Origin of the sequence: Nitrospira sp. BLG_1 (genome assembly GCF_047338595.1) — a bacterium.
Classification (GTDB): Bacteria; Nitrospirota; Nitrospiria; order Nitrospirales; family Nitrospiraceae; genus Nitrospira_D.
This window is the reverse complement of the sequence record NZ_JBLFBO010000001.1, coordinates 372104-387403: the sequence shown is the minus strand read 5'-3', so window position 1 is coordinate 387403 and position 15300 is coordinate 372104. Positions and strand designations below refer to the sequence as shown.

14 protein-coding genes are annotated in these 15300 nt (G+C 53.1%); 4 read left to right on the top strand and 10 right to left on the bottom strand.

Going from position 1 to position 15300, the window contains the following annotated elements; genetic code table 11:
* Nucleotides 1-474 precede the first annotated feature (474 nt).
* The gene (locus ACMTNU_RS01860; protein WP_413933493.1) at nt 475-2325 is read right to left on the bottom strand and encodes a VRR-NUC domain-containing protein; all 1851 of its coding nucleotides are present in this window, start codon (nt 2323-2325) and stop codon (nt 475-477) included.
* Between the two features lie 979 nt (nt 2326-3304).
* Here ACMTNU_RS01860 and ACMTNU_RS01855 point away from each other — a divergent pair.
* Both ACMTNU_RS01855 and ACMTNU_RS01850 read left to right on the top strand, forming a co-directional pair.
* Nucleotides 3305-3616, top strand: coding sequence for an RNA recognition motif domain-containing protein (locus tag ACMTNU_RS01855; protein ID WP_413933492.1), 312 nt, complete (start codon nt 3305-3307; stop codon nt 3614-3616).
* Nucleotides 3561-3785 (top strand): hypothetical protein, encoded by a 225-nt coding sequence (locus ACMTNU_RS01850; RefSeq protein ID WP_413933553.1) that lies wholly within the window; start codon nt 3561-3563, stop codon nt 3783-3785. Before ACMTNU_RS01855 ends, ACMTNU_RS01850 begins: the two co-directional genes overlap by 56 nt.
* A gap of 228 nt (nt 3786-4013) precedes the next feature.
* Here the strand turns inward: ACMTNU_RS01850 and ACMTNU_RS01845 are convergent, their stop codons facing one another.
* On the bottom strand, nt 4014-4397 hold the full coding sequence (locus ACMTNU_RS01845) for a hypothetical protein (protein WP_413933491.1): 384 nt from the start codon (nt 4395-4397) through the stop codon (nt 4014-4016).
* A 197-nt stretch (nt 4398-4594) separates the two neighbouring features.
* Entirely contained in the window at nt 4595-5407 is an 813-nt protein-coding gene (amoC, locus tag ACMTNU_RS01840; RefSeq protein WP_413933490.1) for a bacterial ammonia monooxygenase, subunit AmoC, read from the bottom strand.
* A 402-nt stretch (nt 5408-5809) separates the two neighbouring features.
* On the opposite strand from amoC, the gene ACMTNU_RS01835 reads away from it, so the two are divergent.
* Nucleotides 5810-6409: a DUF1566 domain-containing protein gene (locus ACMTNU_RS01835; RefSeq protein WP_413933489.1), complete on the top strand. Its 600-nt coding sequence runs from the start codon at nt 5810-5812 to the stop codon at nt 6407-6409.
* 162 nt (nt 6410-6571) lie between these two features.
* Nucleotides 6572-7150 (top strand): orotate phosphoribosyltransferase, encoded by a 579-nt coding sequence (gene pyrE / locus ACMTNU_RS01830; protein WP_413933488.1) that lies wholly within the window; start codon nt 6572-6574, stop codon nt 7148-7150.
* 27 nt (nt 7151-7177) lie between these two features.
* Here the strand turns inward: pyrE and ACMTNU_RS01825 are convergent, their stop codons facing one another.
* From ACMTNU_RS01825 to ACMTNU_RS01795, 7 genes are all read right to left on the bottom strand, one after another.
* Nucleotides 7178-7495: a hypothetical protein gene (locus ACMTNU_RS01825; protein ID WP_413933487.1), complete on the bottom strand. Its 318-nt coding sequence runs from the start codon at nt 7493-7495 to the stop codon at nt 7178-7180.
* Nucleotides 7492-8343: a phosphodiester glycosidase family protein gene (locus ACMTNU_RS01820; protein WP_413933486.1), complete on the bottom strand. Its 852-nt coding sequence runs from the start codon at nt 8341-8343 to the stop codon at nt 7492-7494. The genes ACMTNU_RS01825 and ACMTNU_RS01820 overlap by 4 nt, the downstream gene beginning before the upstream one ends.
* Before the next feature lie 51 nt (nt 8344-8394).
* Nucleotides 8395-10026 carry a response regulator gene (locus tag ACMTNU_RS01815; RefSeq protein ID WP_413933485.1) on the bottom strand — a complete coding sequence of 544 codons (1632 nt, stop codon included), beginning with the start codon at nt 10024-10026 and terminating at the stop codon, nt 8395-8397.
* Between the two features lie 7 nt (nt 10027-10033).
* Nucleotides 10034-10489: a response regulator gene (locus ACMTNU_RS01810; protein WP_413933484.1), complete on the bottom strand. Its 456-nt coding sequence runs from the start codon at nt 10487-10489 to the stop codon at nt 10034-10036.
* Nucleotides 10486-11925, bottom strand: a complete 1440-nt coding sequence (locus tag ACMTNU_RS01805) for a sensor histidine kinase (RefSeq protein WP_413933483.1) — start codon at nt 11923-11925, stop codon at nt 10486-10488. The genes ACMTNU_RS01810 and ACMTNU_RS01805 overlap by 4 nt, the downstream gene beginning before the upstream one ends.
* A 169-nt stretch (nt 11926-12094) precedes the next feature.
* Nucleotides 12095-13591, bottom strand: coding sequence for an NADH-quinone oxidoreductase subunit N (locus ACMTNU_RS01800; protein WP_413933482.1), 1497 nt, complete (start codon nt 13589-13591; stop codon nt 12095-12097).
* A complete protein-coding gene (locus ACMTNU_RS01795; protein ID WP_413933481.1) occupies nt 13588-15297 on the bottom strand; it encodes a complex I subunit 4 family protein in 1710 nt (569 codons plus the stop codon). Before ACMTNU_RS01795 ends, ACMTNU_RS01800 begins: the two co-directional genes overlap by 4 nt.
* Nucleotides 15298-15300: the final 3 nt, after the last annotated feature.

The following is a 15300-nucleotide window of genomic DNA, read 5'->3' as shown; positions in this document are numbered from 1 at the left end:
TGCAACATGATACTCTATCATGTACGGAATGTCTACTTGTCCCATTCGGACTTACCACCGATAAAACGCTAACATGCAATAGCTGGGGGCCTTCGGACACCCCCAACGAAGTCCAGATACCTAGGCCGGTTTATGCCTCGGGTTGTACGGCAAGTAAAACACAACATGAGGGGAGGACGAGGCCGCATCTATTCCACTCAATTGGATGCTTTCGGATGGCCTCCCAAACCCATAATTGAGCAGAATCTTCATAGCCTTTATCGATATATGCCCGTCTCGGCTTTTCACTAAGTCTATCAGGCGACTGATCATCATAGGTCCCTGCTGTCGGCAAGCTTCCTGAATCGCAAAGGTCGCTTTGTTTAAAGAGCCGACCTTTCTGCCACCTGTCTTTCGTCTACCCTTCTCAAATCCCATTCCATTTCCATTCTAATATAGAATGCTCTGTCTGAATAGACAGCCATATGGTGTTGGTCACTTAGGTGACGGGCTGTGCTGATCTACGATGCGAATAATCCTCGTTTCACCTCCCTGGGCATGCAAGAAACTGAGCCACTCTTCCTGGACGACAGAGAGTGTATCGCCCGGGCCTTTGACCTCCGCCCATACCTGAATACCATCCTTCCACAGAAACAAATCGGGTAGCCCTGCGCGGTTACGGTTAAAGTTTTCCAGCAACCGTTGGAGTACAGACAGGAACACTTCTCTGGGTACCTGGGATACGATTTCTTGGAGTATCTTGAGCGAGAACTTGTCCCACTGTTCAATTGGTCGGCAGGGGGTGCCTACATGTGCAGAATACGTTCTTGTCAATTCACTACATACATCGAGTTGCTTCAATGCAATAATCCGGTCTGCGATTAAATGCTTGCGACGCTCATAAAACTTTGGGGTGAATAAATCTCGTGGCATATCTAATTGCAATCCGGACTTCTTCATGAGCGGGTCCCACGCGTCTGGCACATCGGCAAAATAAACATCCCAGAATAACAGTGCCATTATCATCCACCAGAGATGATTCTCCCCCCATACACCATGCCATCCAGTTTGCCTATAATGATGTAACGCGACCTCTTCCACCGTCCCTTCAAAACCATCTGGCAGAGCAAACCGTGCCTTCCCATGTTGAGACAACTTCCGCGCCTGGATTGTTTCGGTCTGGCAATCAATCAGTAGCGTGGTTGTACGAGCCGGAGCAATGCTAGAGAAAGACTTCGTGACCGCCGGTAATTTGCATTGAGGCGGAGTGCTGGACATTTTCAAAGAATTTGGCGGGGTCCCGACTATAGGAAGGACGGAGCATCGACAACCTACATGTAACGGCAGTCTCGGTGCGGCCTCCCGTCGATAACCGACCTCAGCCGCTCGCTGACAGCATGGACAAGTCATATCATCTTTCCCAGCAAGCAAGGTCCAGTAGACAGGATCTCCCTTAGTCATGGCCAAAAAAGTCGTCCGACGTTGAGCAGACGACCCACCGAGAACATAGGTCCGATGCATCAGATTCGCAACCTCGTGCGTGTGTCGCCATGTCTGCGCCAGCTCCTCTAAATTGATATGCGCAAATCGCTCCGGCAACGCTAGCAGTTGAAAGACTTCCCGAAAGGCCACCAACCGTCCGAGACGCGCCTCAATGTCCGGGAGGGTAGTCAAGTAGTCGATGGCAGTGCGCTTGCGTCGAAATGGAGGTGCCGAAAGATCGGTCACTAGGTCGGCCAGCTGCTTGAGTGTGCAGATCTCCAAGATGTCTTGTACGGGAATCTCGGTTCCCCGCCGGGCAAGACCCAGTTTCACCAATTGTTCAAAACCCGATCGTTCTCGAGAATCCACCGACACTAAACGTACCCGATTCAGGGGTCGGACATAGCGAAGATACAGTTGGAGCGCCTCTAACCCATACTGCTCCAACAGCAGGTCATCAATCGTCGTATCGCCAGGTACATCCTCAAGTAACACCGTTAAGTCGGCATATGGCCGTACCTCCAGCGAATTGATCGCCGTTCGTCGGAATTCAGCCAGTAGATCGTCCCGATCCCGGTTGCCAGCTGTTTTCCACTCTGCCGATGCTTGTTGCTGATCCGCAATTACTCGCTGATAGAGCGCCTTCGCCTTTTCGATATAGTCCTCTAATTCTCCCCACCTAGCATTCGTGCGGAGCAAAAATGCCAGGACTTCCTTCGTATGCTGATATGGTGCCTCTAGGTATCCCTGATCCAAGAGATGCTTAAGCTGCTCAGCCTGTTCTTTGTCCAATCCGGCAACCGTCATGGGAGCATCACTGTTGGGGTTGAGTAACCACCATCCGGTTTCTCCGATCCCTCTCACAGCCCCTGTATCCGGTACTGACGGGGAGGACTCGGAAGATGGTTCAGCAGATCGAACAGTCTGATATACAGACGATTGTTGCGGAGGTACTGCGTCGTTTATCTGGGGTCCGCGATACCCACGACGCCTATAGTAGCGGATGGCGGCAACAACAAAAATGACAGGAAGAATCAGCCCAATGAACTCAATCATAAACTAAAGCACACAAATCTCACAGAAATCACACAGGATAGGATCATACCCTCTAGACGGAGTGTTAGAAAGTACGGAGGCCATTATGCTGAAATTCCCCTGTCTCCTGCGTCTCTCGACAGAACCGCCCGAGCTTTGGGCTCGCTATGTTCGGTGAGCCGCATTGCCGTCCACCAGTCTCGAGCCTGCCTTTCCAGAATGGCATTCTATTTAACTCTATTCGAGTCATCCATAAGAAGCTGTCTCTTTACTCACCCGAAGGATTCTAATCACTAAAGGGATTACACGAGCATAGCCCCCTGACACTCAGAATGCCTTGTTTCTAGGCCGAATTTGTTCGATTCAGGGGTACTACCAACTAATTGCTGAAGCGATTCCAGTTGTTTCAACCATGCACACATACGGTTCCAATCCGTGCTAGCTTGGGACACCAGCCTTTTCAGCCGATGCAAGCCAAACCTCTGGAAACTCCTTCAGGGGCAGCTTCCACTCCAAATTTACTGTCAAGCTGAGTGATCTGCTGTCCACAAAACAAATGACTGAACGCCTGAGCAGCAAGGAACACTATCTATTGCTGTCGTATCTTGATACACTATACCTGTTTCATCGCGTCAGGCCACGCATGAAACGAGCGCAAGACGGCCTATTACCGATGTTGTGCCTGCCGAGATTGTGATCGGAAGTCTAACCTGAGCCCCGTTACGCAGTACCAGCCTTGGGTCGCGCCTTCCTTTTGCGAAGTCCTCTCGCGTCATGGACAATGTCATCATTACAGGAGGACCCCACGATGGGTTCAAAGCTTTACGTCGGTGGGTTGCCGTATTCGGTGACCGAGCAGCAATTGACTGAAACATTTGGGGCGCATGGCACGGTGGCCTCTGCAAAGATCATTGCGGATAAGTTCACGGGACAGTCGCGTGGATTTGGCTTCGTGGAGATGTCCTCAGACGCTGAGGCGCAAGCCGCGATCACGGCGCTCCATGGCTCAGACATGGGTGGCCGCACGTTAACCGTCAATGAAGCGAAGCCAATGGAGCGTTCTGGTGGTGGTGGTTTCGGTGGCGGCGGTGGTCGTGGTGGAAAGCGCGATCGCTGGTAAACGGCTCGCGCTGATCGAAACGCAAAAAGAATCTCCGGCCCAGACCGTTCCGAATCTGCTCCTTGATCGCATTATGCGGCGCGGGCCGGAATTCATCCGGAAAACGGGATCACAACACTGGCCAGCGTCGACACTGGGAACACCACTTGCTCCCGATAATAACCTCTGACTCCCAGGTATGCCTGATTGATTCTGCTGGTTCCATTCACCTTTCATTGGAATCGGAAAACCAGAACCTACCCAACAACCTCTTCCTCAAGACACTGTGAGATCGCCTGGACTGACACAATATCGGGATTCAGAGCACCTTGCAGCTCTTTACAAGTGAGCCTCATTGTAGGGGGCGTAATCTGGTCGGAGAAACAGGTCGCCTTCGGCAACACAGTCGAAAAGAAGCCTATCCCTCAAACGCATGACTACATTTATGACAAAGAAATTTAGAGGCGACTGTTTCCTTCCAATCATCGAGCTTCTTACTATAATTCTTCGTCTTCAATCGCCCGTAACCCACCCAGACGCCTAAAAAAGCAAGCGATGAGGCAAGTTCCGCTACAGCCATCTGCGATTCTGATCCTTGTGCGGGACCCATGCTGAGCATGACGGCGGCATTTGCTGGAATCCCAAGCAGAAACCCCTGGAGATAGGCCCAAGGGGCTCTCGGAGGGTAGTATGCTTTGGGGATATCATTGATGGCCTTATTCGACGTAGCGGTTCGGATAATGTCACCGACTCGTTGAACCTTCTCAGCACTACAGCTCGGACAAATTCGATCAATAGACATCAGCCCTCTCCTCTCTCGACACAAATCTATTCCGCGCCCCACAACCAACCATATAGTCTCCAACTCCCGTAGAAATACCCACCCCTCTAACAGAAGCATGCGACGTCATACCTTAGCCTCCTCGTACCAAGAAACGACACGGCCCGGAACCCCTTGGGGAGTTCCGGGCCGCTCGATCTCACTGCTACTCGACCTACTTAGTACACGCTCTTGGCGCCCTGCACCTGGGCCGGGAACGGATCCAGGATGCTCTTCGGCGCGTTGTTCCAGATCACGTCCGCCAGATTCGACATCCGGCTCACGATCTGCGCCGCGACGCCACCTGCCGCCCCGAACAATCCACACCAGCCCAACGTCACAAAGCCCCAGTGCAACGGCGCCGCAAACAGCTCATCCACAAACCAGAACGCATGGCCCCACTCGTTGAGCCCCACGTTCGGCAGAATGAACATCGGCCCCACCACCGCCGCCACCAACGGGAACGACGTCGCCTGGCTATACAGCGGCAACCGCGTCTGCGCATACAGGTAGCTCGACACGCCGCACGTAATGTACAGCGGGAACGTCCCGTAGAACGCCACAATGTGGCTCGCCGTAAAGCTCGTGTCCCGGATGATCACTTGGTGCCACGCCGCATCCTGCTCCAACGTGTAGCTCCCCGCGTAGTACACGCCCCAGATGTAGCACACCAACCACCCCATCCAGTAAAAGTACCGCTTCAGCTCCAGCTTCGGGTCCAGGTTCGCCAGGTTCCGATCCCGCGTCACCCAGATCCACCCGATCGAGACGGCAAAGAAGATGGCGTTGGCCACAATGTTAAACCGCCACAGCCCCATCCACACCGACTCAAACTCCGGGGTCATCGAATCCAACCCGTGCGAATACCCGAAGGTCCGCTGATACACCACCCAAAACACCCCGATCGCCAACATCGCAAACCAGCCGATCTTCACCGGCTTCGAATCGTACCACTGCGAGACGTCATAGCCCCGCTCACTTGATGCTGCCATAATATGTTCCTCCTTCCGCAAAATAAATTCTCACCCGACCATTACGAACCGCTACCACGTCGTATAGGTAGTAACACCTCTCCCTTACGCTCCTCTTCTAGAGTCAGATTTTACACTCATAGAAGATATCATTTCAATACTGTCACCGGCATCGCAGACGTCTAATTGTATCATTACTATCAATCAGTTAGTCGCCATCTCCCCTTTCGACTTGAGACACAGCGAATCTCACGCCCTGTCAATAGCAGTCCCTCCTTACCAGTTCGGACTTCCTTGTTCGCTAATCGGATTTCATTTCTTTTTTCCTGTAACCTCAAAAAGTTCAGCCAGACATGGATGCGCGATCAGCATACAAACCGTCATCGTTGATCCTGTACAACGGCATACCGTAACATGTGCCCCATGGCCCTGCGAGATCCTCCTTCTCCTCAGACGAATGTGAAGCTACCAAAGGCTGCGGCGAGATTCTTACTGGTGATCCTCATCGTCGGACTTGGCATTGCTGGATTCCAGTTCCTGACTGGGCCAACCAGCCAAAAAGACGCGCTGATTGCGGATATCATCAAGAACTGGCAGGAAGCACATCCCTCAGCGGAACGCTTCCTGATCTTGTCGGAATTCCGTGACGAAGCGGTGTTGGACAAAGATACCAGTCTCATATGGGAGATCGCACCACAAGCCACGAGCGTCACCTGGAACGAAGCCCGCCTCACCTGTGCCAAAAGAGTCACCGGCGGCCAAAGAGGGTGGCGGTTGCCGGCACCAGCCGAAATGCGCAGCTTGGTGGGACCTGCTGTGGACTCTCCGATCCCCAATATTCCACCAGGCCATCCGTTTCTGAACATCCAGCCAACATCGTATTGGACGGTCGTTTCCGAGGCGAACCAGCCATCCTACGCCAAATACGTTGATGCCTTCCTCGGGAACGTGCTCAGCTTTCTTCAGATCTATACCTACCCCGTCTGGTGCGTTCGCGGCCCGCTCGCATCCCCTGTCTCTTGATCTTGATGGACAGAAAACCTGTGACGCTCATCGTGAAGATCTTAGCCAACCAGCCACAACGATTCTCCCCCGTTCCATGGACGACATAAAAGGTCTATATGCGGTTGGCCAGTCAGTGTAGAATGCCGCCGTCGATCACATTTTTTATGGGGAGACCTTCTCGTGACTCTTCGAGAACAACTGGCCAAAGCCTTCCACGATACCGGATCCTTTAAGTGGGATCATACCAATGGGTTCAAGCTGGCCTCAGGTGAAATCAGCCCGTTCTACGTCGATTGTCGGGCTCTCATGGCCCATCCGGAAGCTCGTCGACTGGTTGCCCAACTGGCCTATGACGCCCTCGTCGGAGTCGAGTTCGACTGTTTAGGTGGTCTTGAGATCGGAGCGATCCCCATCGCCGTGACCATTTCTGATTTCGCCTGTGCAGCTTCCCGACCTAAACTATGGAGGACGTTCGTCGTCCGCAAACAAGCTAAAGATCATGGGTTAGGAAAGTTGATCGAGGGAAGCATTCGCCCTGGCGACCGAGTCGTAATCGTGGATGATGTCCTCACCAGTGGCGGGTCACTACTGAAAGCGGTAGGGGCGGCACGGGATGCGGGACTTCAAGTGGATCACGCTTTGGTAATAGTCGATCGCCAAGAGCAGGACGGGAAAGCCCGTATTGAGAAGGAAAGGATTCACCTGAGGAGTCTCTTAACCATTCAGGATCTGATGGACGTAACGAGGAAACCCTCTTAAACTCAGCCAACGTGCGATGTCACCGGTTCATTTGCACTCAAACTGAATACCCCAGCGATGCTCTTCGACCAGTTCTTGGGCTCCATCCAGGGGGCTCACCACCCTGGTTCGGCCTTTTGCTTCCCCTTCGCGCACGATGGAGTACGACCTGCCTTTACATTTCTCGTTCATGAGGTCTAACCCCTCTTTTCGGAACGCCGAGAGCATGGGTCCCTGCCCTTCCTTGAACGGATAGATGACGACCCCACCCATGTCATGTTCCTGCACAATCTTGGCTCCATCGGCACAGCCTCCCAGTAGGAGAGCAACCATCGTGCCAACGGCGATTAACCAAGAGTTGATCATCTGGGACTCACCCCAATCACGGTCGGCAGCGGGATATGAAAATTCGTGCTGCCGCTGAACAGACTCTTCCATGAATCTCCTTCCTGACTATGCAGATCTCTTTCCCACAGCGATTCCACGATGCGCAGATCAGAGGAGGACCCTCCATCCATCGCCATGGCCCGACGCACAGTGGGGAGCGTCTCCTTGAAGCAGCGGCCAATGTCGTAGAGCGGCACCACGCCAAGACTCTTAAAGATCAAAATATGCCCCTTATCGGTCTCAGCCACAATCGTTTGGTAGGCATGCTTTCCTGAATCGCGGACACGGATCTTACCAGATTGGTCGAGCAACATCAGGGCCTGTGCCGCTTCTGCATAGACGGGCTGAGCTTCATCGAACCGGTCAGAGGCCAAATCGAATACCCGCGCCTTCTTTAGGCCAGGAACAGCCGGCTCTGCCACAAACAACCCTTGCCATACATTGTGGCGTCGGCTTCCCACTGAACGACCACCTTGGTACAGCAGACCAAGGTACGCGAAGTCATCACGAAATAACCCTGCATTAAACACGAGCTGATGGCCCGTTCGCTGTTGCCACTCCCAGATTTTTGGCGGCTGCGTGAACCCATCCTGAGCATAATGGTGAACGGAGAACCTCGTGCGCTCGGGATCGAGGTCCACGACCAACATGGTTGGCAAGGTGGGACAGGAGTCCATCGGTTTCCAGACGGACACCATGAGACCATCGGAAAGGCGTTCCCAGGAAATATGCTGGGCAAAACAGAAGCCAGGCAGGAGCAGCACGACCGAAACGGCGAGTCCGACCCATTGCACGATACTATATCGCCACTGACAGCTGCGGTTCATGAGCCCACCACATCAGCGACCGTGACCAGAAGCGGGTGTACCACTTATGCATCATGATGGACTGAACGTCTGGGGTTGTTCCGATCCCCCGGCGCCGCATCCTGCGCGTATCTGCGCCCTCGGTGTTCGGTCAAGGAGTTGCCGAATCGCCCCAGCCAACGCCTCAGTTGTGAACGGCTTCTGTAGATAGGCCATGGCTGTACCGCCAGCCGCGACTCCCAGATCGTCCTCATATCCTGAAATAAAGAGAACGTTCAATTCCGGTTTGATGACACGAAGATGTCGGACCAGTTCCGTCCCGCTCATGCCTGGCATCACAAGGTCCGTCAGCAGCAGTTGGAGCTTCCCCATATACGGGGTGGCGACCAGGCACGCTTCGATACCATTTCTTGCCTCAACGATTCGATATCCCAGTTTGCGCAGTTCGTCCCGAATCAGTAGTCGCACTGCGTCATCATCCTCAACCAAGAGAATGGTTTCATGCCCTCTCAGCGGCGTCGTACCCCTAATCGCGTCGGTTGAGGCGTCAATCTCTGTCATAATACGGGGAAAGTACACGTCGAAGCATGTCCCTTCACCAATCGTCGTGGTCACGTCCAATCCACCGCTACCCTGAGTCACGATATCAAAAACGGTTGAGAGTCCCAATCCTGTTCCCTTCTCCTCATCCTTCGTCGTAAAGAACGGCTGGAACATCTGCGCTTGCACCTCAGGGGACATCCCACAACCCGTATCGGACACGGACAGTTTCACATACTCACCGGACGACAAGTCCATCAGGTGATACCGTGGAGATCGGCCAAGGTGTGTCGACTGTAATTCGAGTGTCAGCCTGCCTCCATTCGGCATGGCATCTCTCGCGTTTACGGCAAGATTCATCACGATCTGCTCGACCAACGCGGAATCCATTTTGATACGAAGATCATCCTGACACAATCTCAGAGTCAATTGGATATCCTCACCGATTACTCGACGAAGCATGGATTCAAAATCATCCAGGAGGGTGTTGAGGCTGATGACCTTTGCCTCTGACGGTCGATTTCGACTGAACATGAGCAATTGACGAATGAGCACCCTCGCTCGCTCGCCAGCATGTTGCATTTCTTGGATTTGCATTCTCAATGGGTGAGCCACATCAAGCTCGTTGAGCACCGCCTGGCTATGCCCAAGAATCACAGTCAGCAGATTGTTAAAATCGTGGGCCAGTCCCCCGGCAAGACGACCGACGGCTTCCAACTTCTGAATGTGGCGCAGTTGCACTTGATGCTCGCGGAGGGTTTCCTCCGCTTCTCGTCGTGCGTCCCGCTCTTGTTGCTCTTTCAAGATCCGCCGTACCGCAGGAATCAAACGTCCCAATGCATCTTTGGGGATGATATCAGTCACCCCCCGATTCAATAGTTCAGTAATCAGCGGTTCGTGAAGGCATGTCGACACAAAGATGAATGGTACGCGAGAATCCGCTTTCTGCGCCAAGGTGAACGCGCTGTCCCCGTCGCAGCCAGGCGTATGAAATTCAGCTAGGATAAGATCCGGCTGATCTTCAGTAAGAGCTGCAGTAAATGACAGTTGCGTCTCCACACGGTGGATGGCACAAGCGATCCCACCATCCGTCAATATCGTGCCGATACGTTCACCGTCATCACCACAGGATTCAAGATGGACTATTCGTAGCGGAGTCTTCATGGAAAGATTACTGATGGGAGCAGGCTCTTTCGGGAGGAGGCTCGTTGATCACACCCCAAAATACCCCTAGCTCCTTGACCGCTGATAGAAACTGCTGAAACTCCACAGGCTTCACGACATACGCGTTGGCGCCAAGCGTATAACTCTCGGCCAAATCTCTCTCCTCTCGAGACGACGTCAACATCACGACGGGGATGGCTCGCAAGTTGGTGTCCGCTTTGATGGTGCGCAAGACCTCCAGCCCATTAACTTTTGGCATCTTCAGGTCAAGAAACACCACCGCGGGATTCCCTTTCAAGCGTGTCTTGAAGTGTCCTCGACAGTACAAATAGTCCAACACTTCGGCGCCGTCGTGACACAGGACAACTTTATCGGATATATGCTCTTCCTCCATTGCAGCCAGCGCAAGTTCTGCATCACGGGGATTATCTTCAGCGAGCACAATCGGCTTGGCAATCGTCATCCTTTGATCCCCCCTCTGGGTAGTGCAACATAAAAGGTGGCTCCCTTATCAGGGATCCCATCGGCCCATGTCCGACCTCCATGACGATGAACGATGCGACGAACATTGGCAAGCCCGATCCCTGTTCCTTCAAATTCGTCAGCCCGGTGCAGCCGCTGAAACACCCCAAACAATTTTGGAGCATACTGCATATCGAACCCCACACCGTTGTCACGGACATAGACAACCACCTCATCAGAACTGGGAGGTCCCACTCCAATCTCAATGGAGGCCATCGGCTTGGTACTCGTAAACTTCAGTGCATTAGTGAGTAAATTCATGAACACCTGTCGAAGCATGGAAGGATCGCCCTTCACCTCAGGTAGTGACGCGATTGTCCATGATATCTGACGCCCGTGCAAGTCAAGGCGCAGATCCGACAGAATGCCCTTGATCAGCTGATCCATGTTCACAGTCGTCTGCAGCATGTCTTGGCGACCCATGCGAGAGAACACCAGCAGATCATCGATCAGCTGGCCCATCTGCTTTGCGGCATCGGAAATCGTCTGTAAGTAGCGGGCGGCTTTCTCATTCAGCGATTGATCCACGGTTTTGCGCAGGAGGGCGGCATAGCCGTCAATGTGTCGCAATGGCGCGCGAAGATCATGAGACACCGAATAGCTGAATGCCTCCAATTCCTTATTGGCAGCCTCAAGGAGTTCTCCTCGGCGTTGTAGCTCACCGGCCACACGGCGGCGCTCAGTGATATCATGGCGAATCAGGTAGTAGACCGATGCGAGCAGTACCAGTTGTAAACCGGCACCGACGGCTAACAACATGATCGTATGGCGTGTACTTGCGGCGGATTCGATGACCCGCCGTTTCAGTGCTTGTCGTTCATACGCATCCATCTCACTGATAATCTGATGAATCCCGTCGAGTTCGCGCCTGCCAGCTCCCTCCAATGCCATTTTCCTGACGGATTGGATGCCGCGTTCCTGAACATGCGTGATCGCCTTTGACTCAGCGCTTGCCTGACGTTCCATCAATCGATTGAGCTCTCCGGCACGCCGCTGTTGCTCGGGCGAATCCTGGGTCAATTCATTGAGATAGGTCGTAAAGGTGGGTTTCTGAGCGATCACCCGCTTATAGGCCTCAAGATAGGCCGGTTCACCCGTCACAAGATACCGTCGATGCGTACCTTCAGCCTCACCCATCGCAACGTCAATGCTGCCAAGCAGTTGGATCAACGCATGACTTCGACCGTCGAGCCCACTGTTTCTCAGCAAACCGTTGGTATTATGATACGAGATCGAACTAATGATGAGAATTCCCACAAAGACGAGGCTGAATCCTGTCAGAACTCGTTGTTCAATCGTCAGCGTCTGCAACCACCGGATGATACGCTGAGAAGGAGCGGTTATCGCTGGAGTCGAACCGCTTGGAAGTTTACCCACGTCATCATGCAGAGGGGGAGCTTGGGCCTGATGGTTTGTGGCTGATTCCATAGAGCTGGACAACCCGCACCAGACACACTGATCACGCGAGAGTCACCTGCGGAGAGACGAGACGATTCGTTTCTCAAGCTGAATTGTAGCAGAACTGTGTAGATGGAAAAGCAGAAACCTAACTGCCGATCAAAAGGTTCGGGGGTGTGATTGTGGCAGCAGGAGTCACAAAATTCGCGAACATCAGTGTTGCCGCAACCACCCAATCCGTAAACGGTTGAGGATAGATTCCAATCACCAGAGTCCCGGCGAGACCGACATAAATCACCGCCTTCATAGGTCCTCTAATCGAAATGGGAGACGGATCAATGGGCTCATTGATGTACATTTGCTTCACCACGATGAGGTAATAGTACATCGAAATGACGATATTGATCAGCCCGACGGTGATCAACGTATAGAGCCCTTCTTTGATGGCCGCAATAAAGATGTAGAGTTTCCCGATAAACCCGGCAAGCGGGGGGACCCCGGCAAGGGAGAGGAGAAACAATAACATTGAAAAAGCAAGGAATGGCGAACGGCGCCCTAAGCCTCGGTAGTCTTCGATCTCATCCCTTCCAATGGCCTGACTCACGGCAATGACCACGGCAAACGCCCCGATATTTGCGAAGAGGTACGCCAGGAGATAGAAGAGAATCGCGTCATTTCCCATTTTTGTTCCGGCGGCAAGACCGATGAGGACATTGCCGATCTGTGCAATGCCGGAATAGGCCAGGAGCCGTTTGATATTTCGTTGTGCAATGGCCACGATATTGCCATAGGTCATGGACACAATGGACACGGCAACGAGCAGGTAGATCCAGGTCGGCTTGAACGTTCCTAAGGCCACGATGAAAATCCTGAGCAAGATGGCCAGAGCCGCACCCTTCGGAGCAATGGACAAGAACGCCGTGACCGGCGTCGGAGCACCGTGGTAGGTATCCGGAATCCAAGAATGGAAGGGGACAGCGCCGATCTTAAAGCCCAGTGCCGCAAAGATCAGCAGAAATCCGATGATCAACCCGGGTGTGGCCGGAGCAGAAGCCATGTCTGAAAACACAAGTTTCCCGGTTTCCCCGTACACCAAACTGATACCATAGGCAAAGAGGCCGGCTGCAAACACACCGAGGATAAAAAACTTTAGACCGGCCTCATTCGAAGCCAGATCATCCCGTAGGTACGACACCAAGATATAAAATCCGAGCGTGGAGAACTCCAAACTGACGAAGACCGACAGCAGATCGTTGGCTGAGGCCATGAACATCATACCAAGCGCCGACATCACGACCAGCGCATAATATTCCCCACGGAACAGCGTAAACCGGTCGACATACTCAATCGACGCTAGAATGACGAGGATCGTGGAGCCGAGGATGAATATCTTGAAAAAGATCGCCATCCGGTCGAGCACAAACATGTTGCCGAACAGCGTCCCGGACACCTGATTCACGTCAAACCACGCCAAACAACCAAGAGTCGCCAGCAGCCCACCGACGCTCAGATAGGCCAGCCGTTCTTTGGGTAGTCGAGGTGACACAAAGTCCACCGTGATGACCACACAAAGCCAGCAAGTCAGGAAGATTTCCGGCAATAAGAGAAGCAAATCAGAGAAGGACAGGTTCAGCACAAAATTCATTCTTGCCCTCCTCGAGAAGCTTCCGACACTTGCGCAATAGGCTTGTGTGAGACCATTGGAATAGCAGGCGGTTGCGCGATTTCGGCCGCAGCCTTCACGTTTCTTGACCCTTCATCGCTTTCAGCGACAGGGACCACGTGTGTAATCCGTGCAATCAGAGGGTCCACACCAGACCGGACAACCTCGTACAGGTGCATGGGGAAAATACCAAATCCGATGCTGATGGTGATCATCATCAGGAGCGGCAATCGATCCACCGTCCCGACCGCGTCATGCGCATGGCTGTATTTTTGATTCATCGGCCCATAGAACAACCCTCGCATCATTTTAAAGAGGTAGGCAAGGGTCAACACAATACCCAGCATGGCCACGATCACTTGAAGGGGGTACTTGTTCCAACTTCCGACGACGATCATGATTTCCGCCACGAAATTGACGGTACCGGGCATGCCGATCGACGCCATACACCCCACAATAAAGCAGCCGGAAATGAACGGCATCTTATTGGAGAGCCCTCCGAGCGACGGAATGTCACGAGTATGCGTTTGGTCATAGACCCATCCGGCCATTGCGAACAGCATCCCGGTGGCCATCGCATGCGCAAACATATAGATGACGGCTCCGCTCAGGCTAATGTAATTCAAGGCCGCCATCCCGAGGAACACATACCCCATGTGGCTTGAGCTCGAATATCCGATCACATACTTCGTATCTTTTGCATAAAACGCCACGAAACCGCCGTAGATAATGCTGAACATGCACAACACCGCGGCGATCGGCATCAGCTCCCTGGTGGTCTCAGGAAGAATTTCAAAGGCCACCCGAATAATCGAAAAGTGTCCGAGCTTCATCAGCACACCGGCATGCAGCATGCTCGTTGCGGCAGGGGCCGCCGCATGGCCGACCGGTGACCACGAGTGCAACGGCCAGATAGGGGCAATCGATGCAAATCCAAAAAACACCAGGATCCAGATAATCTTGTCGAGCGTCGTCCCGAGCACCGGGATATTCATGAGGTTGGCTTGCTCTCGAAGCACCAAGATATCGAAGGTGTTCAGTCCGGAAAACTTATAAATCAGCAAGATCCCCATGAGCGCGGCCACGGCAAAGGCGGAGAGGAACAGGACCAGCTTCATCGCGGCGTACTCTTTGCTGTTCGACCCGAAATTAAAAATAAAGCCGACCGAGTCTCTCTGCTTCAACCCCTCAGGGTCGGTCATTTCCAAATATTTCTTGGTATGACTTCCCCACATACCCAAGAGCAAATACATCGGAATGACGGACATTTCGTAGAAAAAATAGAGGAAAAAGAGGTCGAGTGACATGAACACGCCGATGGTGGCGGCCGCCAAGATCAGCAGCCAGATATAGAACTCCTTCGCCCGATCCTTGATGTGCCAGGACACGAAGATCCCGGCGAACAGGAGGATGGACGAAGCCAACACCAACGGGGTCCCGATCCCGTCCACCCCCAGGTACAACGCAATACCCAATTCCTTCGACCAGGCAAACTTTTGGACGAACTGAAAGCCGCCTTGGACCGGATCGTACCCATAGAAAATGTAGAGCGAGGCGACCAGCGAGACAAACGCTGCACTCGCAGCAATCCCCCGCACCAGCGTCGGTTGCCGATTGGACACAAAAATTAACGCGAGCGCCCCCACGAACGGAGCAAAGAGAATATAGAGGAGTGCGTATTCTCCCATTAC